Origin of the sequence: Arthrobacter sp. StoSoilB13 (assembly GCF_019977255.1) — a bacterium.
Lineage (GTDB): Bacteria > Actinomycetota > Actinomycetes > Actinomycetales > Micrococcaceae > Arthrobacter.
This window is the reverse complement of sequence record NZ_AP024649.1, coordinates 298,618-322,408: the sequence shown is the minus strand read 5'-3', so window position 1 is coordinate 322,408 and position 23,791 is coordinate 298,618. Positions and strand designations below refer to the sequence as shown.

Annotated in this window: 19 protein-coding genes and 3 pseudogenes; 14 read left to right on the top strand and 8 right to left on the bottom strand. The window is 61.7% G+C overall.

The genetic code is table 11. The features are described 5' to 3' along the window. Positions 1-36: 36 nt before the first annotated feature. Genes LDP01_RS20045 through LDP01_RS20025 form a run of 5 tightly spaced genes read right to left on the bottom strand, consistent with a single transcriptional unit; the run spans position 37 to position 5,695 of the window. On the bottom strand, positions 37-1,020 hold the full coding sequence (locus tag LDP01_RS20045) for a D-2-hydroxyacid dehydrogenase (protein ID WP_224094857.1): 984 nt from the start codon (positions 1,018-1,020) through the stop codon (positions 37-39). Beyond that, positions 1,017-2,135, bottom strand: a complete 1,119-nt coding sequence (locus LDP01_RS20040; RefSeq protein WP_224094856.1) for a tartrate dehydrogenase — start codon at positions 2,133-2,135, stop codon at positions 1,017-1,019. Before LDP01_RS20040 ends, LDP01_RS20045 begins: the two co-directional genes overlap by 4 nt. Then, positions 2,132-3,682, bottom strand: coding sequence for an aldehyde dehydrogenase family protein (locus LDP01_RS20035; protein WP_224094855.1), 1,551 nt, complete (start codon positions 3,680-3,682; stop codon positions 2,132-2,134). Before LDP01_RS20035 ends, LDP01_RS20040 begins: the two co-directional genes overlap by 4 nt. Before the next feature lie 33 nt (positions 3,683-3,715). Then, positions 3,716-4,993 (bottom strand): NAD(P)/FAD-dependent oxidoreductase, encoded by a 1,278-nt coding sequence (locus tag LDP01_RS20030; protein ID WP_224094854.1) that lies wholly within the window; start codon positions 4,991-4,993, stop codon positions 3,716-3,718. A gap of 27 nt (positions 4,994-5,020) precedes the next feature. After that, entirely contained in the window at positions 5,021-5,695 is a 675-nt protein-coding gene (locus LDP01_RS20025) for a haloacid dehalogenase type II (protein WP_224094853.1), read from the bottom strand. Between the two features lie 337 nt (positions 5,696-6,032). Here LDP01_RS20025 and LDP01_RS20020 point away from each other — a divergent pair, with 337 nt between their 5' ends. The 7 genes and pseudogenes from LDP01_RS20020 (at position 6,033) to LDP01_RS19990 (ending at position 13,366) form a co-directional block, all read left to right on the top strand. Continuing rightward, positions 6,033-6,959 (top strand): ABC transporter substrate-binding protein, encoded by a 927-nt coding sequence (locus LDP01_RS20020; RefSeq protein ID WP_224094852.1) that lies wholly within the window; start codon positions 6,033-6,035, stop codon positions 6,957-6,959. A gap of 49 nt (positions 6,960-7,008) precedes the next feature. Then, positions 7,009-7,905 (top strand): amino acid ABC transporter permease, encoded by an 897-nt coding sequence (locus tag LDP01_RS20015; RefSeq protein WP_224094851.1) that lies wholly within the window; start codon positions 7,009-7,011, stop codon positions 7,903-7,905. Continuing rightward, positions 7,902-8,669, top strand: a complete 768-nt coding sequence (locus LDP01_RS20010) for an amino acid ABC transporter ATP-binding protein (RefSeq protein ID WP_224094850.1) — start codon at positions 7,902-7,904, stop codon at positions 8,667-8,669. The genes LDP01_RS20015 and LDP01_RS20010 overlap by 4 nt, the downstream gene beginning before the upstream one ends. Before the next feature lie 3 nt (positions 8,670-8,672). Continuing rightward, positions 8,673-9,803, top strand: a complete 1,131-nt coding sequence (locus tag LDP01_RS20005) for an FAD-dependent oxidoreductase (protein ID WP_224094849.1) — start codon at positions 8,673-8,675, stop codon at positions 9,801-9,803. Between the two features lie 82 nt (positions 9,804-9,885). Then, positions 9,886-11,140 (top strand): annotated as a pseudogene (locus LDP01_RS20000) (class-III pyridoxal-phosphate-dependent aminotransferase). Positions 11,141-11,178: 38 nt separating this feature from the next. Further along, positions 11,179-12,634: pseudogene (locus tag LDP01_RS19995) on the top strand (NAD-dependent succinate-semialdehyde dehydrogenase). A gap of 39 nt (positions 12,635-12,673) precedes the next feature. Then, a complete protein-coding gene (locus LDP01_RS19990; RefSeq protein WP_224094848.1) occupies positions 12,674-13,366 on the top strand; it encodes a GntR family transcriptional regulator in 693 nt (230 codons plus the stop codon). 59 nt (positions 13,367-13,425) lie between these two features. Here the strand turns inward: LDP01_RS19990 and LDP01_RS19985 are convergent, their stop codons facing one another. Next, on the bottom strand, positions 13,426-13,782 hold the full coding sequence (locus tag LDP01_RS19985; RefSeq protein WP_224094847.1) for a cupin domain-containing protein: 357 nt from the start codon (positions 13,780-13,782) through the stop codon (positions 13,426-13,428). 167 nt (positions 13,783-13,949) lie between these two features. Here LDP01_RS19985 and LDP01_RS19980 point away from each other — a divergent pair, with 167 nt between their 5' ends. Together LDP01_RS19980 and LDP01_RS19975 are read left to right on the top strand one after the other, a co-directional pair. After that, positions 13,950-14,207: a hypothetical protein gene (locus LDP01_RS19980; protein ID WP_224094845.1), complete on the top strand. Its 258-nt coding sequence runs from the start codon at positions 13,950-13,952 to the stop codon at positions 14,205-14,207. A 149-nt stretch (positions 14,208-14,356) separates the two neighbouring features. Continuing rightward, positions 14,357-16,513 carry an amylo-alpha-1,6-glucosidase gene (locus LDP01_RS19975; RefSeq protein WP_224094843.1) on the top strand — a complete coding sequence of 719 codons (2,157 nt, stop codon included), beginning with the start codon at positions 14,357-14,359 and terminating at the stop codon, positions 16,511-16,513. 3 nt (positions 16,514-16,516) lie between these two features. Here the strand turns inward: LDP01_RS19975 and LDP01_RS19970 are convergent, their stop codons facing one another. After that, on the bottom strand, positions 16,517-16,762 hold the full coding sequence (locus LDP01_RS19970) for a hypothetical protein (protein ID WP_224094841.1): 246 nt from the start codon (positions 16,760-16,762) through the stop codon (positions 16,517-16,519). A gap of 116 nt (positions 16,763-16,878) precedes the next feature. Between LDP01_RS19970 and LDP01_RS19965 the strand changes: the two genes are divergently transcribed. After that, entirely contained in the window at positions 16,879-18,699 is a 1,821-nt protein-coding gene (locus LDP01_RS19965; protein WP_224094839.1) for a thiamine pyrophosphate-requiring protein, read from the top strand. 1 nt (position 18,700) lies between these two features. Here the strand turns inward: LDP01_RS19965 and ilvD are convergent, their stop codons facing one another. After that, the gene (gene ilvD, locus LDP01_RS19960; protein WP_224094837.1) at positions 18,701-20,563 is read right to left on the bottom strand and encodes a dihydroxy-acid dehydratase; all 1,863 of its coding nucleotides are present in this window, start codon (positions 20,561-20,563) and stop codon (positions 18,701-18,703) included. 86 nt (positions 20,564-20,649) lie between these two features. Between ilvD and LDP01_RS19955 the strand changes: the two are divergent. The 4 genes and pseudogenes from LDP01_RS19955 to LDP01_RS19940 all read left to right on the top strand — a co-directional run bounded on the left by LDP01_RS19955 (position 20,650) and on the right by LDP01_RS19940 (position 23,782). Beyond that, a pseudogene (locus LDP01_RS19955) lies at positions 20,650-21,484 on the top strand (helix-turn-helix domain-containing protein). Between the two features lie 151 nt (positions 21,485-21,635). Further along, positions 21,636-22,364, top strand: a complete 729-nt coding sequence (locus LDP01_RS19950; protein ID WP_224094835.1) for a hypothetical protein — start codon at positions 21,636-21,638, stop codon at positions 22,362-22,364. A gap of 130 nt (positions 22,365-22,494) precedes the next feature. Then, positions 22,495-23,202 (top strand): FadR/GntR family transcriptional regulator, encoded by a 708-nt coding sequence (locus LDP01_RS19945; protein ID WP_216922849.1) that lies wholly within the window; start codon positions 22,495-22,497, stop codon positions 23,200-23,202. 136 nt (positions 23,203-23,338) lie between these two features. After that, positions 23,339-23,782 (top strand): helix-turn-helix domain-containing protein, encoded by a 444-nt coding sequence (locus LDP01_RS19940; RefSeq protein ID WP_224094833.1) that lies wholly within the window; start codon positions 23,339-23,341, stop codon positions 23,780-23,782. The last annotated feature ends 9 nt before the right edge of the window (positions 23,783-23,791 follow it).

The following is a 23,791-nucleotide window of genomic DNA, read 5'->3' as shown; positions in this document are numbered from 1 at the left end:
CCTTAGGAAAATAAAGCTGGGAAACGGGAAACAGGATCAAGACACAGGGACGAAACCCAGGCTTTTGTCCACGATGTTCAGCAGGGGTTGGCCTTGACTGAAGAGTCGCAGGTTGTCCACGAACAATTGCCCCAGGTCATCGAGGTAGTCCTCGGTGTCGCCGCTCATGTGGGGTGTGATGATGACGTTGTCCATGCTCCATAAAGGATGTCCGGCGGGAAGCGGTTCGGGATGGACTACGTCCAGTGCTGCACCGGCAATGGATCCGGAGGCCAGGGCTTCCACCAGCGCGTCGGTGCGAACCAGTTCCCCCCGGCCCACGTTGATGAGGTGCGCGGTGGATTTCATGGCGGAAAGGACGTCAGCGCCCACGAGTCCCCTGGTGTCCCCGGTTAGTGGCGCTGCCAGGACGAGGTAGTCGACGTCGCCGACGATCCCGGCCAGGTCCCGGGATGAATGGATGTGCTCGAACAGTTCATCTCCCGGACGGCTGCTTCGCCCGGCGCCGCTGACCTGCAGGCCGACTGCACGAAAAAGGGACGCAATTTCCCGCCCGATGGAACCGGTGCCCACCACCAGGGCGCGTTGACCCTGGATCTTACGGGTGACCCTGTGCTGCCAGCGCTGCTGCTGCTGAAGCTTGAACGAGCCCTGCGAGTCTTTGGCAACGTCCAGGACGAAACCCAGCGCGAATTCGGCAATTGCACGGCTCAGGACTCCACGGGAGTTCGTGTAGATCACGTCGCTCTGGATGAGCTCGTCGAACAGAAGTTGGCTAACGCCCGCTGCTGTTACATGGACCCACTTCAGCGATGACGCTGCGTCCCAGTTCTCCCGCAAGGCAGGGGAAAAGGAATGCCACTGGTACAGGACATCCGCACCGTCCAACGCTTCAGCCAGTCCCTCCGCCTTGGTCAGCCGGACCTCGGCCAGGGCTTCGATCTCCTCCAACCGGGGCGGCAAAGCCTCCCGATACAGTGCCGCGACAACAGGCCTCTTGCGTCCAGGGGTAACCGTCATGACGACGCCGGCGCTCCCGCGGGCTTGGTCGCCGCACTGGTCTCGATCGAGCCAGCCACATCAATCACATCGATAGCGGCCAAAACAGCGGCGGTGAATTCCGACGTCGACGACGGGCCTCCCACGTCGCGGGTCCCGAGGCCCTCGCGCAACACTGCCTCGAATGCCTGCTGCAGGTGCTCGGCGGCTTCCGGGTGGCCCAGGTGCTGCAGCATCATCGCGCCGGACCACATCTGGCCCACCGGGTTTGCCAGCCCCTTCCCTGCGATGTCCGGAGCAGATCCGTGCACCGGCTCAAAGAGGGATGGGAAATCACCGTCGGGATTCAGGTTCGCGCTGGGAGCCACACCGATGGAGCCGGTGACCGAGCTGCCCAGGTCCGAGAGGATGTCGCCCAGCAGGTTGGAGGCGACAATGACGTCCAGGGTCCAGGGTTTGAGGACCAGGTGCGCTGCCAAGGCGTCCACCAGTTCGCTGGTGAGCGTCACGTCAGGGTAGAGGCGGGTGGTTTCTTCCACTACCTCGTCCCAGAACGGCATGGTGTGGATGATGCCGTTGCTCTTGGTGGCCGAGGTCAGGTGGCCCCTGCGGGAGGACGCGAGCGAGGCGGCGTAGTGCGCTGCCCGGGACACTCCCAGGCGGGTGAAGATGGTTTCCTGGACAGCGGTTTCGTGGGGCAGCCCGCGGTACATGCGCCCACCGACCTCCGAGTATTCCCCCTCGTTGTTTTCACGCACGATGAGGATATCGATCGGTTCCTTGTTCGCCAGGGGCGACTTCACGCCGTCGAGCGTTTTTACCGGCCGCAGGTTGATGTACTGCTGGAATTCGCGGCGGATGGGAATCAGCAACCCCCACAGCGATTCAGCATCGGAGACCTCCGGGGAGCCCACGGCACCCAGGAAAATGGCGTCATGCTGAGCGAGCTGGTCCAGGCCGTCCACCGGCATCATGCGGCCGTGCTGGGCGTAGTAGTCAGATCCCCAGTCGAAGTGCGTGAATTTCAGGTTGATGGAGTGGATCGCAGCGATTCGCTCAAGGGTTTCGATGGCCGCAGGGACGACTTCCTTGCCGATACCGTCGCCGGCGATGACCGCGATTTTGTGGGTAGTCATGATGCGTTCCGTTCTGAGGTGCCCGTCAGCTGCTGCCAGCGGGTGGCGGGCTCCGCCAGTTTGATAATGGTGCTCTTGGGCTCGGTCATTTCGCGGACTGCGTGCTTGACGCCTTCACGGCCCACCCCGGACTTCTTGAACCCGCCAAAGGGCATGGAATCGATCCGGACGTCGCTTGTCTCGTTGATGACCACCGCCCCGACATGCAGCTTGTCGGCAATTGCCAGTGCCAGGTCAATGGATTCTGTGAAGACACCGGCCTGGAGCCCGTATTCGGAGGCATTGGCCGCGTGGATGGCGTCGGAGATCTGGATGAAGGGCATGATGCTGACCACGGGGCCAAACACTTCCTCAATGATGACGCGGGCGTCTGCCGGCACATCGGTGAGAACGGTCGGCTGGTAGAAGGCGCCGTGGCGCTGACCGCCCGCACGGACAGTGGCGCCGGCCGCTTTGGCCTCCTCCACCCATGCCTCCACCCGCCGGGCCTCCGCTTCGCTGATGAGCGGGCCGATATCGGTGCTGCGGTCCATCTTCGCTCCGACGCGGAGTGCGCTGGTCCCCGCGAGTACCTTTTCAAGGACTTCTTCGAACAGCGAAATGTGGACGTAAACGCGCTGGACCGACAGGCAGTTCTGGCCGGCCACCCCGAATGCCCCGGCGACGATCGCCTCAGCAGCAGCTGCCGGTTCAGCGTCGGCGCAGACGATCGTAGCGTTGTTGCCGCCCAGTTCCGAAAGGATCTTCTTTGCTCCCGCGGCGGCAGCAATGCGGTCGGCCGTGGCCGGCCCGCCGGTGAAAGAGATGAGGTCCACCTGGGGGTCGGTCACGATCGCTTCGGACACCCCGGGTCCCGACACGATCGCGGCGATGCGACCTGTCGGAACACCGGCCTCAAGCAACAGCTGAACGAAAGCCAGCCCGGTCAGCGGCGTGCGGCCCGAGGGTTTAAGTACGACGCCGTTGCCTCCGATCAGCGCCGGGCCCAGCTTGTGTGCCACAAGGTTCAGCGGATCGTTGAAGGGCGTAATGGCGGCGATGATGCCAACAGGCTTGCGGCTGTACCAGCCGATCTTGTTGGCTCCCGCCATGCTGTCCTCAAAGCCGAGAGTTTCCCCCACGAGTTCGCTCGACGCTGCCGCGGAAAGCCGCAACGTCTCGATGCACCGGCGCACTTCACGCTCGGCCTCGCTGATGGTCTTGCTGCTCTCGGCGGCAATGATCTCCGAAAACCGTACTGCCTGCTCAGCCAGGAGCACTGCAGCCCGTTCCAGGGCCTCGCGGCGTTCCCGAAGAGGCCATTCATCGTCCAGGAGGTGGCGGTGAATGTGGGCAACCGCCCGGCGGACATCCTGCGGGGTTGAAGAACACACAGTGCCCAACAGCACGCCGTCTTCAGGGTCGCGTACTTCCAGGATCCTGTCTGCGGTCACCCAAAGGCCTTCGAGGAACGCGCCTCCGGGAAGCGCCGCAACGCTTGCCCGCCTGTAGGCCGTTTCCTCAGCTGTTTTTAGGCGCGCTCCAGCGACGGTTGTTGATGAACTCATGGGAACCTTTACCTTGCCTGGCTAGCGGAATGTCTACTTGATACGGTCGATGATCTTCGCGGCTCCGCCAATGAACGGCAGGAACCATGGCGGGCCGAAGTGGCCGGGAACCGGCGGGTTCTTCAGGTCTTCCCACACATTTGCCGACTTGTCGCCGGCCATGTAGTGGGCCATCCGCTTACCCATGTGGGCCGCCATTTGAACGCCATGGCCGCTGTAGCAGAGGGAGTAGAACAGGCCGTCATGCTGGCCGGCATGGACCATCTGGTCCATGGATAGATCCACCAGACCGCCCCAGATGTAGTCCACCTTGGCGTTGGAGAGGTACGGGAAGAGCTCAGTCATGGCCTTGTGCAGGATTTCGGCGCTCTTGACGTCCGAATCCGGGCTGGACAAAGCGAACCGGGCCCGGCCACCGAACAGCAGCCTGTTGTCCGGCGTGATCCGGAAGTAGTACGTCAGCATCTTGCTGTCAGAGGCCTGGCGCCTGTTCGGCAGGATGCGGTTCACCACCTCTTCGGACAGAGGCTCCGTGCAGATGATGAAACTGCCAACCGGGATCACGCGGCGCTGCAGCCACGGGGTGATGTTGCCGGTGTAGCCGCTGGTGGCCACCAGGACCTGCTTGGCCCGGGTAATGCCACGGGTGGTGTGGACATCGTGCACTGTGCCCGAGACCTTGTTCAGCTCGGTGACCGATGCGTTCTCGCAAATGACTGCGCCGTTGTCGATTGCCACCTTTGCCAGGCCGTGCACGAACTTCCCTACGTGAAGACCGGCACCCAGCGGATCCATCATGGCACCTTGGTAGAAGTCCGTGCCGATTTCACTGTGGATCTCTGACTTGGGGATGACCTTTACGTGGTGATCGACCAGGTTTGCCAGCAGCTCCTGGGACTTCAGGAAGCCATCGTAGTGGGACTTGTGGAACGCCAGGGAGAGCTTGCCGAAACGCTTGAAATCGCAGTCGATGCCGTTGTCGTGCACCAGCTTCTCGATGGTTTCGATGGCATCGTTGTATTCGCGGAACATCTCAACTGCACGGGGAGCTCCGTAGCGCTTGACTGCCGTGCTGAAGCCAATGGCCAAACCGGTCGTAGCCATTCCCCCGTTACGGCCCGAAGCGCCCCAGCCAACAGTGTGGCGTTCGAAAACGGCCACACTGGCGCCCTGCTTGGCGAATTCAAGGGCTGCTGACAGCCCGGTAAAGCCGGCACCGATAATCGCAACATCAACGTTCTCCGGGACCGGAGTGCGGCGGTAATCGCCGGAAGGCTCTGCAGTATCGAGCCAGTAGGGAACAAGTTTCACGGTATGACCTTTCGCTTCGAAGCCGGCTTAGAGACCGAGGTGCTTGTTGATCTCGTCCAGGGACTTAACCGTGGTGAGGTCGTAGCCCCCGCCAATGGGGTCGTAGCCACGGTCCAGCATCCAGAGGTTACGGAAGCCCATGTCATGCATCGGATGCATGTCGTACCGGGTGTGCGAGGAGACGTGCAGGAAGTCCTCCGGCTTGGCGTTCAGGGTGTCGAGCATGTACTCGAAAGCCTGGTAGCGCGGCTTGTAGGCCTGTGCCTGCTCGGCAGTCAGGACCGCGTGGAACTCTGCACCCAGCTTCGGGATGCTGATATCCAGGAAACTGTCGTCCGCGTTGGACAACGCCACCAACTGGTAGTTGTCGCCCATGAGCTTCAGCGGGGCCGGCACGTCCTCGTGCGCAACCCAACCGCGGACGGCGTCAGCGAACGCTGCGCCGGCACCTTCGGTGGGCCCAATGCCCCAACGCTTGCACACCCGGTCAAAGGAATCCTGCAGGATCGCCTCATACGGCTTGTAGTCCCCCAGGACCTCGTCGAAGCGGTAGCCACGGAACTGCTTCTTGAACGTAGGCCACTGCTCTTCGGAGATGCGTCCATCGAGCAGCCGCCGGGTGGTGGGATCGATGTCGAAGTTGATCAGCGTGCCGTAGACATCGAAGGAGATGTACTTCGGCCGGAAGTTGGTCTCTGCCATGGGGTTTCCGTTCTTTTCGGGAGATGGAAGGGGGCTTGCCCCGTGTGTGTGGAGGTATCGAAAGAGGCGAGCTGAACCGCGAAATCGTGCCTGGCGGGCTGGAAGGTTCGTGCCCGATGATTCGACTCTAGGCCGCCAAATTGTAAATTGTCAACAGTTTCTAGTGCTGTAATTAGAACCATTCTCATAGAGAGGAAGCTTGAAAAAACTTTCTGTCAATTGTTGACAATCTACTGTTGAGGGGGTTGCATTGCATTAGATGACGGAGAGATCCGGATCACATTGCAACCTAGAACTTCTCCCTCCCCAGTGACCGACTCCCTCGAAGGGAAGCACCATGAAGATTCGTAACAAGGCCCAGACTGCAGCCGCAGGACTTGCCGTACTACTCGCCCTGAGCGCCTGTGGTGGAACAGCCAACAGCAGCGATTCCCCGGACGCGAGCAAGACCACGAACACTACAGACATCTCCGAGGGCGTCCAGCCCGACGAAAAGGCCGTAAGCCTCCTGCCGGCGTCCTATAAGGACAAGGGCGAACTGACGGTCGCCATGGACCTGCACTACCCACCGACGACGTTCCTCGCTGAAGACAACTCGACGCCGATCGGCCTGAACCCGGACATTGCCCGCCTGGTAGCAAAGAAGCTCGGCCTGAAGCTGAAGTTCCAGGACACCAAGTTCGACACGATCGTCCCCGGCCTGGACGGCGGGCGCTACGACTTCACCGCCACCACCATGTCCAAGACCGCTGAGCGGTTGAAGGTCCTGGACATGATCGACTACTTCAAGGCCGGCAACTCAGTGGCCGTGGCCGCAGGTAACCCGCTGAAGCTCAGCAACGAGACACTGTGCGGTAAGAACATTGCCGTTACCCAGGGCTCGACGGGCCAGCTCAAGCGACTCCCGGCCCTCTCGGAGCAGACCTGCACTTCCAAGGGACAGCCCGCGATCAACGCCGTGACCCTGCCCAACGTCCAGGAGGCCCTGACACAGCTGGCATCCAAGCGGATTGACGGCATCCTCTACGACACAACCTCCCTCGCCTGGGCCGAGAAGCAGCAGCCCAAATCGTTCACCATCCTGACCCCCCAGATCAACGTCGGATCCAGCGACCTCACCGCAATCGGTGTCAAAAAGGGATCTGCCCTGACTCCCGCCCTCCAGGCCGCCATCCAGTCGGTCCTGAACAGCCCGGAATACAAGAAGTCCCTCTCCACCTGGGGCCTCGATGCCGGAGCCATCACGGATGCGAAACTCAACTAGGAGAGGTGCTCCCATGGTGCAAACCATCAGTAACGGAAGCAAACCGACAATGAACGGAATTGATCCGGCACTCAAGCCCCGCCTTCGCCGCAGAAGCACTTTTGAATACGTCGCCTGGGTGGTTTCCATCCTGTTTGGCGCGGGCATCCTCTTCTCGGTCTCCACCAACCCCAACTTCAAGTGGGACGTGGTGGCCAAGTACTTCACCCACGAATCGATCCTCCGCGGGCTGATGCTCACCATCTTCCTTACGCTCGCAAGCATGGCCCTGGGTACCCTCCTGGGCCTGGTCATTGCGATCATGAGGTCCTCGAGCGTCAAGCCGATCGCGGCCACGGCAGGGGCGTTCATCACCCTGTTCCGCGGTACACCGGTCCTGGTCCAGCTGATCTTCTGGTTCAACATCTCAGCCCTGTACCCGAACCTCACCATCGGGATCCCGTTTACCGACATCGGCACCGCAATCGACACGAATGCACTCATGGGTCCGATCACCGCAGCCTTGGTCGGTTTGACGTTGAATGAAGCCGCGTACATGGCAGAAATCATCCGCGGAGGGTTCTCCTCGGTGGGCAAGGGACAAATTGAAGCCGCGGACTCCCTGGGAATGAGCGCGTCTACGAAGATGCGCAAGATCATCATTCCTCAGGCCATGCCATCGATCATTCCGGCCACCGGCAACCAGGTCATTGGAATGTTCAAGGAAACATCCCTGGTCAGTGTCCTGGGTGTTGCGGAACTTCTGCAGAGCGCCCAGCTCATCTACGCACGTACTTACGAGACCATCCCGCTGCTGATCGTGGCGAGCCTGTGGTACCTGGTGATGACACTGCTGCTGAGCTACCCGCAGTCCAAGCTCGAACAGAAGTACTCCCACACCTCCGCCCGGGTCCCCCGCAAGTCCAAGAAAGTCACCCTGACCGCACCGGAAGGCATCGCACGATGAGCACCGACGGCACAATCCACGCCCGCCGAATTCGTAAGTCCTTTGGGCACAAGACCGTTCTCCACGATATCGACCTCGATATCGCCAGCGGTGAAATCTGCTGCATCATCGGACCCAGCGGCTCCGGAAAGTCCACGCTGTTGCGCTGCATCAACGGCCTGGAGACCGTGGACTCCGGAATCCTGAAAGTCAACGGCGACGATTTCGGGTACTACGAGACCGACCACGCCTACCACGCGCTGCCCCCTAAGAAGCTTGCCCAGCAACGTACACGGGTAGGCATGGTCTTCCAGCAGTTCAACCTGTTCCCGAACATGACTGCCCGCGAGAATGTCATGTCCGGTCCGGTCCTGGTCAAGGGTGCCGACAAGAAGGAATCCTCCAAGCGCGCCCAGGAACTGCTCACCAGCGTGGGCCTCGGCGCTTTCGGTGACCGCTACCCGGCCGAGCTTTCCGGCGGACAGCAGCAGCGGGTCGCCATCGCCCGGTCTTTGGCCATGGATCCGGAAATCATCCTGTTCGACGAACCCACCAGCGCCCTTGACCCCGAAAAGGTAGGGGAAGTCCTCGGTGTCATGCAGGACCTCGCCAAGAAGGGCATGACCATGGTGGTAGTCACCCACGAGATGGGCTTCGCACGCGAAGTGGCCGATTCCCTGATCTTCATGGATGAGGGCTACGTGGTGGAACGTGGAGATGCCCGGGAGATCCTGAAGAACCCCAAGGAAGCACGCACCCAGGCCTTCCTGAAGCAGGTGCTGTAAGCGATGGATGGAAAACTCGCCGTCATCGGCCTGGGCAGCATCGGAAGCATGGCGCTCTGGCAGGCCTCACGGCTGTCCGATTCCGTGGTCGGCTTTGAAGCACACGCCCCGGGCCATGGCAGAAGTGCGGTGGGTGGCGACACCCGGCTTTTCCGGATGCTTTACAGGGGAAGGCCGGACTACTACCCCATCCTGGAACGCTCCCGGGATCTGTGGGCCGAGCTCGAAGCAGAAACGGGACAGGACATCCTCACCCGCTGCGGCGGACTCTCCATCGGTACTGCTGATGGACCATACATTCCCAAGCTGCTGGAGACCACCCGCATCAACGGAGCGAGCCACCAGATCCTCAGCCGGGAGGAGATGGCCGAACGCTACCCGCAGCACAATCTCCGGGCTGACGATGTCGCCGTTTACGATCCCTTCGGGGGCGCACTCCGCACGGATCGGGCAGTTACAGCGGCGGTTGCAGCGGCACAGGCCAACGGGGCCACGGTCCTCAGCAATACTCCTGTCAGCAGCATCACCGAAACCAACGACGGCGTTGTGGTCACCTCCGGCGAACAGTCCTGGACGTTCGAACGGGTGATCATCGCCTCCGGTGGGTGGTCCCGGCAGCTCATGCCCGATTATCTGAAGGCGCACACGGATACCCGCAGGATTTTCCTGAGCTGGTTCGTCGCCCGGGACGCAACCCGGTTCACCCCGGAGAAGTTCCCCATCTTCATCAGGATTTCCGGTGACCGCTCCATGTATGGGGCGCCTGCGGTGGACGGTGTCACTGTGAAAGCCACCCTCGATGGCCGCGGGGCACCAACCCCCTCCGCGGACTCAGTGCCCAGGGAGCTGACCACGGCGGAGATTGCGGAAACCATTGAGACGGTGACGGAATTCTTCCCGGACCTGGTCCCCAGCATCGTCCGTTCGGATGCCTTCCCGGATCTGTTCACTTCGGATTCGCAACCCCTCCTGGGCTTCTTCACTGAGCAGGGCAGGATCTACTCCGCCACGGGCTTCTCTGGCGCCGGCTTCAAAATGGCTTCCGGCTACGGCCAGATTGCTGCCAGCGAAGCACTTGGCAAGGGCGGCTTCGACGGGATGGACTTCGTCCGCCCACAGCGGTTCAAAAAGTAAGCACCACCACACGATTCGCGGGCTAACGGCCCGCGAATCGCGTATTGTTGACAATCTACAGTTACTAAGAAAGTATGAAGCCATGGCAACACTTAGCCCCATCCTGAAGCAGGCCACTCCAGTGGTCGTGGACTACGCGTCCGGTAGTTGGATCCACGCCACAGACGGCAAGAAATACTTGGATTTCACCACCGGAATCGGCGTCACCAGCACCGGCCATTGCCACCCGGACGTAGTGGCCGCAGCCCGCGAACAGGTGGGCAAAATTGTCCATGCCCAGTACACCACCGTGATGCACAAGCCCCTCCTGGAGCTCACGGAACTCCTGGGAGGCGTCCTGCCCCAGGGCCTGGACAGCGTCTTCTACGCAACCTCCGGCTCCGAAGCAGTCGAGGCGTCCATCCGTTTGGCCCGTATGGCAACCGGTCGCCCCAACATCATTTCCTTCCAAGGAGGATTCCACGGGCGCACCGTAGCGGCCGCCTCCTTAACTACCGCGGGAACCAAGTTCCGCTCCGGGTTCTCCCCCATCATGAGCGGAGTGCATGTTGCCCCGTTCCCGCACTGGTACCGATACGGCTGGGACGAAGCCACCGCCGTCGAATTTGCCTTGAAGGAACTCGACCACCTTCTGATGACCATCAGCGCCCCCAGCGATACCGCCGGCTTCATCATCGAGCCAGTCCTGGGTGATGGCGGGTACATCCCAACGCCTGTCGCATTCCTCCAAGGCCTGCGTGAGCGCGCCGACAAGCACGGCATCATACTCATCCTGGACGAGGTCCAGGCCGGGGTCGGCCGCACCGGCAAGTTCTGGGGACACGACTGGGCAGGAATAAGCCCCGACGTCGTTATCACCGCCAAGGGTCTTGCCAGTGGCTTCCCCATCTCCGCAATCGCCGCCTCCGCCGACTTGATGGGCAAGGCGTGGCCTGGTTCCCAGGGTGGAACCTATGGCGGAAACGCAGTCGCGGCAGCAGCCGGCGTCGCAACTTTGGGTGTGATCCGGCGGGAGAACCTCGTGGAGAACGCCCTGCTGCGCGGTGACGAACTGCGGGCAGGACTGGACAACCTGAAAACGGAATTCGCGGGAATCGGCAATGTGCGTGGCCGCGGCTTGATGCAGGGCGTCGAATTCACCGCCGCCGACAACACCCCGGATGCGGCGACTGCCCTCGCCGTCCAACAGGCCCGCCATCAAGGAAGAGCTCCTGCTCCTCACATGCGGTCCGCATGGCAACGTCATTCGCCTCATCCCCGCCCTGAATGTCAGCAGCGATGAAATTCAGCAAGGCCTGTCCAAGTTCACGCAAGCGCTCAAGACGGCCACCTCCTAGCCCCGATCACTAGCCCCCTGATCACTGAAAGAGCGACCATGACCACCTCCTTTGATCCCACCACCATCCCAACGGACCTGTTCATTGACGGAACGTGGCAGAAGGCAGCCAGTGGTGCCACCTTCGCCGTTGAGAACCCTGCTACGAACGAAGTGATTGCCCACGTTGCCGACGGCGGTCCTGAAGACGCTGCCCTGGCCATCGAGGCAGCCGGACGTGCCCAGGCTGCCTGGGGAAAGTCCACGGCCCGCGAACGAAGCGATATTCTCCGCCGCGCCTTTGAGCTGGTCATTGCCAACACGGACCGGCTCGCAGCCATCATGACCGCGGAGATGGGCAAGCCGTTGGCAGAAGCAAGGGGCGAGGTGGCCTACGGCGCCGAAATGCTCCGCTGGTTCTCGGAAGAAGCTGTCCGTATTGGTGGTGACAGTGCGGCCTCCGTTGATGGAAATACCCGCATCCTCATCACCAAGGAACCGGTTGGCCCCTCAGTCCTGGTCACTCCGTGGAACTTCCCGCTTGCCATGGGTGCCCGCAAGATCGCTCCCGCGGTCGCTGCCGGCTGCACCATGGTGTTTAAACCTGCTGAGCTGACGCCGCTGACGTCGCTGGCCTTGGTCGCCCTCTTCAAGGAGGCCGGTCTGCCCGACGGCGTGCTGAATGTTGTGACGACGTCCACCGCCTCCACGGTGGTTCGGACCTGGACCGACAGCGGCATCGCACGCAAGATCAGCTTCACCGGTTCAACCGAAGTGGGCAAGGTCCTGCTGAAGCAGGCGGCCGACAACGTGATGCGCTCCTCCATGGAGCTAGGCGGTAACGCCCCGTTCATCGTCCTGGCCGATGCAGACATCGAAAAAGCCGTGGACGGTGCCATGAAGGCCAAGATGCGGAACATGGGCGAGGCTTGCACGGCAGCCAACCGCTTCTTCGTCCACCGTTCGGTGGTAGAGGAATTTGGCGAGAAGTTCTCCAAAAAGATGTCAGAATTGCAGGTAGGCAACGGCGCTCTGACTGGCACCGACGTCGGGCCCCTCATCGAGCAGAAGGGCCTGGAAAAGGTCGAAAGCCTCGTTGCAGATGCGGTCTCCAAGGGAGCACGTGTGCTGACCGGCGGAAGCCGTCCGGAAGGCCCCGGCTACTTCTACACCCCCACCGTCCTGGTGGACGTGCCCATGGACGCCGCACTGATGAGCACGGAAATCTTCGGCCCCGTCGCCGCGATCACCGCGTTCGACAGTGAGGACGAAGTCCTCCGCCTGGCCAACGATACCGAGTGGGGGCCTGGTGGGGTACGTATTCACGGAGAGCATGGACAAGGCACTGCGGTTCTCTGCGGAACTGGAAGTGGGAATGGTCGGACTGAACACCGGCCTGGTTTCCAACCCCGCGGCACCGTTCGGCGGCGTCAAGCAATCCGGACTCGGACGCGAGGGCGGGAAAATTGGAATCGAAGAATTCCTGGAGTACAAGTACACCGCAATAGCGGTCTAGCAGTTTCAAATTGCCGAAGCATGGAATGAGGGGATGTCAATGGCGGCACCGGAGGGAATGTTCGTATTGGAAGGCCGGCCCACGGCACAGCTGATCGCTGACCAGCTGCGTGAGCTCATTGTCCAAGGGGCGTTCAGCCCTGGACAGCAGGTCAATGAGTCTGCGTTGGCCAGCCAGCTGAACACTTCGCGGGGTCCGCTCCGCGAGGCACTCCAGCGGCTATGCCAGGAGGGCATCCTCGTGAGCAAGCGCAACCGCGGCGTCTTCGTGCTTGAGCTTTCCACGCAGGACGTCAAGGAGATCTACGCCGTTCGCGAAGCCGTGGAGTTGGCCGCTGCCAACACGCTGTTGGACTCGGACCCGGAGCACGTGGCGGACACGTGCCGGGAGCTCAAGGGCATCATCCGGAATATGGCCAAGCAGGTTGCAGCCTCCGACTGGCAGGCCATTGCCCGCCTCGACATGCAGTTTCACACCGCCTTCGTTTCAGGCACCGGAAACACGCGGCTCATACGTATCTATGAGACGCTTGCCGCGGAATCCAGGATGTGCATTTTGAGCCTGGAGGTGGCGTATCCCCGCATTGACGCGCTGGTGCAGGAACACCAGATGATCCTGGACCTTCTTGAGGCGCGTGACCATGGCGGACTTCAGCAGGCTATCAAACGCCACATGCAGAAGGCCGTGGAGGACCTCACTGCCAGCCCGGAAGCAACGGGAATTACTGCTTAGGAAAGTCCCCATAAAGGAAGGGCCCGGTTCATTGTGAACCGGGCCCTTCCTTTATGGAATTAGTTTGCGGGAACGTCCGTGACAACCCACATCTTCCGCAGCGTCTCGTGGATGGTCCAGGTGCCTGTCCATCCTGCCGGAGTGACGAACAACGTTCCGGGGCCGATGTCGAAGCTGGTTCCGTCTTCTTCAGTGATGGTCCCCTTGCCGCTGAGGATCTGGCAGATTTCGTCGTAACCCGGGCGGGTGCTCTTGAACACGCCCGGCGTAACCTCCCAGATGCCGGTCTTGTGGCCGTCGCGGGCCCACAGGCGGAACGAGACCTCAGTCTGGCCAGGTGTGCTGGTGGTTGCTTTCGGGATGTGCTCCCCCGGGTCCTGCGTTGTTGCGTCGCTCATGACAGTGGCCTTGATCATGGATTCTCCTTCTGGGACTGCGCCCTTTTGAACGTGCCTGCCATCTTTGGAAAGCACAGTTTCTATCCTAGCAATTGTCAACAATCGACGATAGGCTTAATGGAGAAATATTCACCCTGACGCCCTCTCATCCACGCCGGCCCCCGTCACCAAGGAGAACACTCCCCATGAAACTCATCTGGAAAAGCAGCCTGGAAAGTACTCCTGCCGCGTGCAGCGCGCAAAGCCGGAGGATATCGCTCTGGAACTCCCTGGAAGCCGGAGATGTAGTTTCCCTCAGCCTGCGCGGCTTTGAGTACCACAGGGGCACCGTGGATGATCGGACAGCGGACGGACAAACGATCTGGGTCATAGACCGCATCGGCGAACGGCGGCTTTTCCACATCGATGATGACTACGATCTTCTGGTCGCCTCGCAAGGCTGACAGCCCCCGGATTCACAGCGCAAAGCAACAGGCATCAAGGCCCTAGCCCCGGCAGCCAGGCAAGAGTACCGTCGAGGTGACGATGTAGCAGGACAGCCGGGAGCCCGGTACAGGGACTGGCCGCCCTTGGTTCTCAGAGGAGCCTTACAGTGGCTGGATGGAATGCGGATACAGCAGCCGGACCCCTCGGCGCAGGGACTGTCACCTTGGTGGAAGGCACGTCTTTCTGCATCTCCCTGCCCAATGGGGACATTCACCCGGACCATCCCCACGGCATGTTTTTCCAGGACACCCGGGTCCTGTCCGATTGGATCCTCACCATCAACGGCCAGTCGCTGGAGCCACTGACCGCCCAGACAAAAGAGCCTTACAGGGCAGCCTTTGCCGGGCGCGTCACACGGTCTGACGGGTATGCGGATACGCCGCTGATCGTGGAGCGCTTGCGGGAAGTAGGCGTGGGAATGGTGGAGCATGTGACCGTCCGCAACCATTCGATGGAACCCGTGGAATGTTTGGTCGAATTCGCAGTGGGCGCGGACTTCGCGGACGTTTTCGAAGTCAAGGAAGCGCGGGTCCAGAGGCAGTGGGAGGAGTCCCGCGAGTACAACCACAACACACTGACCATCCGCTCCCGTTGGCAGGATGTCCGGAAGTCCGTCGTCGTAAGTTCCGATATTGCCGAGGCAACCCGCGAGGGCCTCAGGCACCGGACCACTATCCCTCCACGCGGGCACTGGAGCACCGTGGTCACCATTGCTCCCGGAACCGAGGGAGGGGCGCCTGCGGCGCCTGTGGTGCGTCCCGCCGTCGGCGAACTATCCCGCAGCGATCAGCGTCGCCAGGAATGGGTGGCCAAAATTCCGGTGCTGCACATGGGCAACCACTCCATCGAGAGGACGCTGCGGCGCAGCTATGACGATCTTGGCGCCCTCCGCATTGAAGACCCCACGCACCCGGACAGGGTGGTTGTGGCAGCAGGAGCGCCGTGGTTCATGACGTTGTTTGGCCGCGACTCCCTCTGGGCTTCGGAGATGGCCATGCCCGTTGATCCTTCCCTCGCCCTGGGCACTCTGCAAACGCTTGCTGACCGGCAGGGCAAGGTGGTGGATCCCATCAGCGAGGAAGAGCCCGGGAAGATCCTGCATGAGGTCAGGCTGGACGTCTCCAGCGGCCTGTCGCTCGGCGGCAAATCCGTTTACTACGGCAGCATCGATGCCACTCCGCTGTTCGTCGTGTTGCTGGGTTCGGTCAGCCGGTGGGGGTTCGCCAAGGACACCATTGCGGCCTTGCTGCCCAACGCGGACCGGGCCCTGGACTGGATCCGGGACTATGGCGACAGGGACGGCGATGGATTCGTCGAGTATCAGCGGCTCAATGACCGCGGACTGATCAACCAAGGTTGGAAGGACTCGTGGGACGGCATCAATTTTGCGGATGGGCGCCTCGCGGAGCCGCCTATCGCTCTCTGCGAGGTTCAGGCGTACGTCTATGACGCGTACATGGCCCGGGCGTGGATAGCGTACGACGCCGGAGACGCACCTTTGGCGCGGGAACTAGCCGATCGGGCAGCGGAGTTAAAAGTCCGGTTCAACGAGCAATTCTGGATGCCGGACCGGGGCTATTACGCCATCGCTCTGGATGGAAGGAAACGGCAGGTTGACGCTTGCGCGTCGAACATGGGCCACTGCCTGTGGGTGGGGTTGGTGGACGAAGACAAGGCGCCGCTCGTGGCCGAACGGCTGATGTCTCCTGAGATGTTCAGTGGCTGGGGAGTGCGCACCCTCGGAACCGACATGGGCGCTTACAACCCGGCCAGCTACCACAACGGTTCTGTTTGGCCGCATGATAACGCCGTGATTGCCGCCGGCCTGATGCGCTACGGGTTCGTGGAAGAGGCCCAACGAATTTCGACGGCACTGCTCGAAGCTGCCGACTACTCCGAGGGCCGTCTGCCGGAGCTGTTCTGCGGCTTCAGCCGGGAGCAATACAGCGAGCCCGTTCCGTATCCCACCGCGTGCTCACCGCAGGCGTGGGCAGCCACTTCGCCCATCCAGCTGGTCACCAGCCTGATGAGATACGACGCCCATGTGTCCCGTGGCGGGTTCTGGATGGATCCCCAACTGCCGGCGTCCTACGGGGACCTGCATATCACCAATGCGCCCATGGGTGGGGGCAGGGTAACCATCGATATCGCGGATTCCGTTCCCACCGTGCAGGGGCTTCCGGAAGGGATGGTCTTCCATAGAGGACACCGGCCCTGGTTGACCGAACTTGTGGAGCAGGCCGGCCTTCGGAAGAAGGGCTGACTGCTATGAGGTTGGCATCAAATCGGCTGCGGGACGGGCGGCTGTTTCGCCCACGATGCCGGCTGCTTCGCGCATGATCCAGAGAGCCGGGGTGCCGTGCAGGGCAGGCATGACCTCACCCTTGATAATGAGGCGCGTGGCCCGTGGGTCTCCCGCGACAGACCACCATCCGGTCTTGGGGCAGTGGTGCCCGGTGCGCGATGTTTCAACGGGCTCTGGAGCCAGGGTAGCGGGGCGTCGCTTTTTCATGGGAGGTCCTTCACTCAAGGGGCTTTCAGCGGATGCGAAGCCCGGTTTCAGGTAGTGAACCAAGCGTAGCAATTGTCAACAATTGACGATAGTACCTAGCGAAGGGAATTTCCGGCGTGGCCCAGCGGACAGTTTCGGATCTCATCGTTGAACGCCTTCAAGCGTGGGGCGTAGACAGGGTCTTCGGATACAGCGGGGACGGCATCAACGGCTTCATGGGCGCGCTCCGCAGAGCCCAGGATGCGGTGGAATTCGTGCAGGCAAGGCACGAAGAAGCAGCCGCCTTCATGGCCGTGGGGCATGGAAAATACACCGGCGGCGTCGGGGTGGTGACTTCGACGCAGGGTCCGGGTGCCATCCACCTGCTCAACGGACTCTACGACGCCAAAATGGACGGCGTTCCAGTGGTGGCGATCATTGGCCAGCAAAGCACCTCCGTCCTGGGCTCGGGCTACATGCAGGAAATCGACCTACTGACCGTGTTCAAGGACGTTGCCGCACAATTTGCACAGCTCGCCAGCTCTCCCGAACAGGTACCCATGCTCCTGGATCGCGCGTTCCGCACAGCACTGGAGACGAAGTCCCCCTGCGTCGTGATCATCCCCCACGACATCCAGTCCGCCGAGGCACCCGAGCTCGAACATGAGCACGGAATCGTTGTCACCGCCCCTGTATGGCACCCTGCACGGGTGATGCCCCGCGAGGAAGACCTGGATGCCGCCGTCGAGATCCTTTCCAAAGGTGAGCGGGTAGCTTTCCTGGTGGGCCAGGGAGCGCGGGGTGCCCGGACCGAGGTCCAAGCGCTGGCCGAAAAGCTGCAGGCCGGCATCACCACCAGCCTGCTGGGAAAGCCGTACGTCGACGAGACGCTGCCCTTCGCTGCCGGCACCATGGGCCACCTCGGCACTTCTGCCAGCGCCTACGTCCTGGACAACTGCGACACACTGCTGATTATCGGCTCCAACGATCCCTGGACGGAGTTCTATCCAAAGCCCGGGACTGCCAAAGCTGTCCAGATCGACATTGATGGCCGGAAGGTCGCCAACCGCTACCCCGTGGAGGTTGGAGTGGTAGGCGATGCGGCCGCGTCGCTGGCCGAGCTCACCCAGCGGATCGATCAGCAGCCCCACCAACCGGAAAGCGCAAGGGCCAAGTGGCGTTCCGACGTCGAAACGCAGGTCCGCGCCTGGCGTCACCTTTCAGAGGAACGCGCCAACATACCCGCAGATCCCGTGAACCCGGAACTCGTGGTCCGCGAACTCAACGGCAGGCTTCCGGACAACGCACAGTTGAGTATCGACGTCGGCAGTTGCGTTTACTGGTACGCCCGCCAGCTGACCCTCCCGCCGGGAGTCCCGGCCCATCTCAGCGGCACGCTCGCCAGCATGGGATGCGCGATTCCCTACGGCCTGGCTGCCAAGCTTGCATACCCGGACCGGCCCCTGGTGGCCTTTGCCGGCGATGGCGGTATGCAGATGCTGGGCATTGCGGAGTTGATCACCGTGGCGCATCGATGGCGCAACTGGTCCGATCCCCGGTTCGTGGTGTGCGTTTTCAACAACCGCGACCTTGCCGAGGTCTCCTGGGAGCAGCGCGAAAACGAAGCCGAACCGCGGTTCAACGCCAGCCAGGAGATCCCGGATTTTCCTTATGCCGCCTATGCGGAGCTGCTGGGCCTGGCCGGAATACGGGTGGAGGACCCGGCCAAGCTCGGCGATGCGTGGGATTACGCGTTCTCGCTGGACCGCCCTGCAGTCCTGGAGGTCCTGACTGACCCGGACATCCCGCTACTTCCGCCCTCCCCTGCCGCGGAAAAGAAGCTGGAAGACATGCGGTCCGCGCTGGCAGCTGAAGGCGCCGACGGCGGCCGCGCCCGGAAGCTTCTGGACAGCTATGCGGAGGCCGGGTCCCGGCTGCGGGACCCGGCCGGAACGTAGCCTAGAGGTTTTCCACCAAAGAGACGTCGCGCACGGCGCCCTTGTCCGCCGACAATGCCATGGCGGCGTAGGCGCGAAGCGCAGGCGACACCTGGCGGTCGCGGTTCTTCGGCTTGTAACCGCCGTTGACTTCAAGTTTTTCGCGGCGTTCGGCGAGGATTTCGTCGGAGACCTGCAACTGGAGGGAGCGCGTCGTGATGTCGATGCTGATGATGTCACCGTTCTCAACCAGTGCGATGGCACCGCCGGAGGCGGCCTCAGGGGAGATGTGTCCGATCGAAAGCCCGGAGGTTCCGCCCGAGAAGCGGCCGTCCGTGATGAGGGCGCACTTCTTGCCCAGGCCGCGTCCCTTGAGGAACGACGTCGGGTAGAGCATTTCCTGCATGCCCGGGCCACCCCTGGGGCCTTCGTAGCGGATGACCACCACGTCGCCTTCCTTGACCGTCTTGTTCAGGATCATTTCCACGGCTTCGTCCTGCGACTCGCACACAACTGCCGGGCCTTCGAAGGTCCAGATGGACTCGTCCACGCCTGCGGTCTTCACCACGGCGCCGTCCACTGCTACGTTGCCGCGCAGCACCGCCAGGCCGCCGTCCTTGGAGTAGGCGTGCTCCACGGAACGGATGCAGCCACCCTCAGCGTCGGTGTCCAGGGAGGTCCACTGGTTTGACTGCGAGAAAGCCGTGGAGGAGCGGACGCCACCGGGAGCTGCATGCCACAGGGCCTGGGCCTCCTCGGTGGCCTTGCCGCCGCGGATGTCCCAGTCGTCCAGCCAGCCGTCCAAATCGTTGGAGTGCACGGAGTGGACGTTCTTGTGCAGGAGGCCACCGCGGTTCAGCTCACCCAGCAGTGCGGGGATGCCCCCGGCGCGGTGCACATCTTCCATGTAGTAGGTCTTGTCTCCGGCCACGTTCGGGGCCACCTTGGCCAGGCAGGGCACCTGGCGGGACTTGGCGTCCATCTCGGCCAGCCCGTAGTCCACGCCCGCTTCCTGGGCCGCGGCCAGCAGGTGCAGGATCGTGTTGGTGGAGCCGCCCATGGAGATATCCAGTGCCATCGCGTTGTCAAAAGCCTCGGCAGTGGCGATGGAGCGCGGCAGTACGGAGTCGTCGTCGCCGTCGTAATAGCGCTTCACCAGCTCGACGATTGTGGCGCCGGCTTTCTCGTACAGCGCCTTACGGGCGGTGTGGGTCGCGAGCACCGAGCCGTTGCCGGGCAGGGCCAGGCCGATGGCCTCGGCGAGGCAGTTCATGGAGTTGGCCGTGAACATGCCCGAGCAGGAGCCGCAGGTGGGGCAGGCGTTTTCTTCGATGAGGTTGATGTCTTCATCGGAGATGGATTCGTCCACGGCGTCGGCAATTGCGTTCACCAGGTCCAGGGAGCGCACGGACCCGTCTGTGAGGGTCACTCGGCCGGCCTCCATGGGGCCGCCGGAAACGAAGACCACGGGGATGTTCAGGCGCAGGGCTGCCATGAGCATGCCCGGGGTGATCTTGTCGCAGTTGGAGATACAGACCAGTGCGTCGGCGCAGTGGGCGTTGACCATGTACTCAACGGAATCTGCGATCAGGTCGCGGGACGGCAGGGAGTAGAGCATGCCCGAGTGGCCCATGGCGATGCCGTCGTCCACGGCGATGGTGTTGAATTCGCGCGGCACTGCACCGGCGGCGAGGATCGCGTCGGAGACGATCCGGCCCACGGGAGCAAGGTGGGTGTGGCCGGGAACGAACTCGGTGAAGCTGTTGGCGACGGCGATGATCGGCTTACCGATGTCCGTGTTGGCGACGCCGGACGCGCGCAGCAGTGCGCGGGCACCGGCCATGTTGCGGCCGTGGGTAACTGTTCTGGAGCGAAGTGCAGGCATGTATACCATCCTGCTTTGGTGCGCTATGGCGCGGAAGACGGTGTTGCTACTAGTAGTAAAAGTACCAGAGTAATAGTGTTGGACGAGTGAAAGATGAGAGGCGCAAGGAGCTGGGACTTTTCCTCAGGACGCGCCGGAACCAAGCCCTGCGTTCAGACTATGGTCTTCCTCCAGTGGGGCGGAGCCGGGAGCGCGGCCTCCGCCGGGAAGAGATCGCATTCCTGTCCGGAGTCAGCGTCACCTGGTACACCTGGCTTGAGCAAGGACGGGATATCAGCCCTTCCCGGCAGGTGCTCGAGGCCGTAGCCCGCACGCTGCATCTATCCGACACAGGCCTCAGCTACGTTCTGTCCTTAGGCGGCTATTCGTCCGCCATGCCAAAGGGGCCCGTTGCGGCTGATGCTCCCCCGCACGTGCAACGGCTACTGGACGCCCTGGATCCCAACCCGGCCTATGCACTTTCGCCGGACTGGGGCGTTGCCGGCTGGAACAAGGGCCTACGAGGCCCTGTACCCGAACATTGGAACCTTCGACGCCTCCGATAGGAACCTGTTGTGGCTCGTGTTCACGGATCCGTACGTCCGTGACCTTCTCCCCGATTGGGACGTGACCAGCAAGCGGTTCCTTGCCGAGTTCCGCGCCGAGACCGGTCAGCGACTTGGCGATCCCGATGTTGAGTTCCAAGTTGAACGGCTTAAGCAAGCCAGCCCGGAGTTCCAGGAAAGCTGGGACCGCTACGACATCCTGGGCTTCGAGTCCCGGGAACGGCTGTTCCATCACCCGGCGGTGGGCGTACTGCAGCTGGAGCACCACCAGGTCTCTCCGTCTGACAGGCCGGATCTCCACATCGTGGTCTACACACCGGCGCCCGGCAGCGATGCAGGTGAGCAGATGCAGCGGCTGATGGGGAACGGCAACTAGCGACATTGTTGGGAAACCAGCGGCCAGGTTGCTTGGCAGAACTGGCGCTTCGTCGATTTTGCACACGCGTTGCTACCGTGGCAGGTTGGGCAATAACGGAAGCTTTGAATCCTGCTGGTTATCATCCACAGTCCAAGGGAAGAACTGCCGAATGAACAAGCTTGGACCATCATTGGCATGTGCGGGACTGGCGATAATGGTCGGCCTCACAGCTTGCGCGTCCGAAGCGCCGAAGCGCGGGCAAGAATTAAATCAGCAGCCTGGAGTGACTGCATCAATGCAACCCAAGGATGCCTATGCCAATATCCCTCTTGACCAAATTGAGGAGGTGGTGACAGGCATTGATTTCCTATGGGATCTCGGGGATCCCCTTTACGGATATAACAACTATCCGATCGTTGCGCGCGTTTATATCGAGTCAATCGACGGCGGACGCACATTCAGCCCCATTTCGAACCAAAGTGTCTTCCCGCAGACCGTTGGCAAGATGACGATTCGCGAAGTTTATAAGGGTGACGCCAAGCCAGGTGCACGAGTAACATATTCCCGCGCCGGCGGAACCGTAACTTACGAGGATTACTGGAGCAGCCTCAATCAGGCACAAAAGGACAAGATACTCGGCTTGAATCACGGCGGGAAGCCAGGCGACACGAAGTACGTTCAAGCAAAGATCATGGACGACATCGATGTTGAGGTGGGCAAAGAATATCTGGCACTCCTCCTACCGGAGTCTTCCACTGATGGAAACCTGCACGAATATTTGATTACCGGATACCAGTACGGCCTCAGGGAAGCCAAAGGTTCCGGTGCCGCTACAACGGTCCTCAACAATCAGACGCATACGTGGGAGAGTCTCGGCAGCTTCGTAAAGTTGCCCTAGCTTTCAGCTGGATCAGTCGCAGCGCCCGCGCCTCCTGGTTCCTGCACCCAGCCGGAGTTCCCGTCAAGCAGTGCAACTCCCCGCGTAACAACTTGCCCCGCTCTGTGAGCCATGCCATATTCGTTCCATGATCAGCCTGTTGGACAGCTGGACTGCTGGACAAACCAAAGTCGTTAGGGTCGGTGCCGCCGAGGCGGTGCTTGCCACCCTGAGGGCTGCCATCGAAGACGGCAGCCTTCCAGTAGGTTCGCGCCTGGATTCGGAAGCCACGTTGGCGCAGCAGTTCGGCGTCAGCAGGACCATGGTGCGCGAGGCCCTGAAGTCTTCAAACGCCTTGGGCCTGACCGTAACCCGGACGGGCAAGGGCACTTTCGTCATCGCCGACAAAGTTGGCCAGGACCTGAAACTGGGCAAATACTCGGCGCGCGAACTCCTGCAGGCACGGCCTCACATTGAAGTGCCGGCCGCCAGCTTGGCCGCGGAACACCGCAGCCAGCAGGATGTGGAATCACTCCGGGAAATCCTGCGGGCCATGGATGAAGAAGATGATCTGGAACAGTGGGTCATCCTCAACTCCGAGTTCCACGCGATCATCGCCCGCAGCAGTGGCAATGGCGTCTTCGCGTCGATGCTTTCAGACATCGAGGAGGCCATGGCCAACCAGTCCAGCACCTTGAACCAGGTTGTGGACCGGAGGAAGGAATCCGGACTCGAGCACGCGGCCATTTTTGAAGCCATCGAAAATGGCTCGGCTCAAGATGCCGGGATCGCCATGATGCGGCACCTTCATGGCGTAGAAGGATCGCTTGGGGCTGTCCTACCGGTCTCGGCGCCCTAAAGCCCTGGATCGAACAACGCAGCCCACCACACCGTTCGGACGGGTTCAAAGACGAATCCGCCCCGTCTCATTGCGCCCCGCGGGGTGCCTGACCATAGGAAATGATGACAAAAAAGTCGACCGCTTGGATACGGCCATGACAACGACTTCCATCAAAGCCCCCACCCGAACCCAACTCACCAGAAGCCAAATCCTCAACTACCTTGCTCGCAATGGCGCAAGCAAAGTATCAGACATCACCCACGGCGTCACGGCATGCAAAGATACCGTCAAGGCCCGCCTCTCCGAACTGGAGGAAGAAGGATCCATCCGGGCAAACGTTCCTGCCGACATCCGCGGAAGAACCACGCCCTACTACTCGCTCACCACAGCCGGGCTTCCGCCGGAGACACCAAAAACAGTCATCACGGTGCATATCAAGCACGCTGCTGACGGCCGGTTAACCTTGGCATTCGACGACTACCCGGGGCTCACAACTACAGCCCGGAGCTTCATCGATATACCGGAGGCTGCCCGCAACGCCGCATCACGTTACACCGGCCACCCCGAGGCCAGCTTCGCAGTACACATCCGCTTCTGACAGAACGAC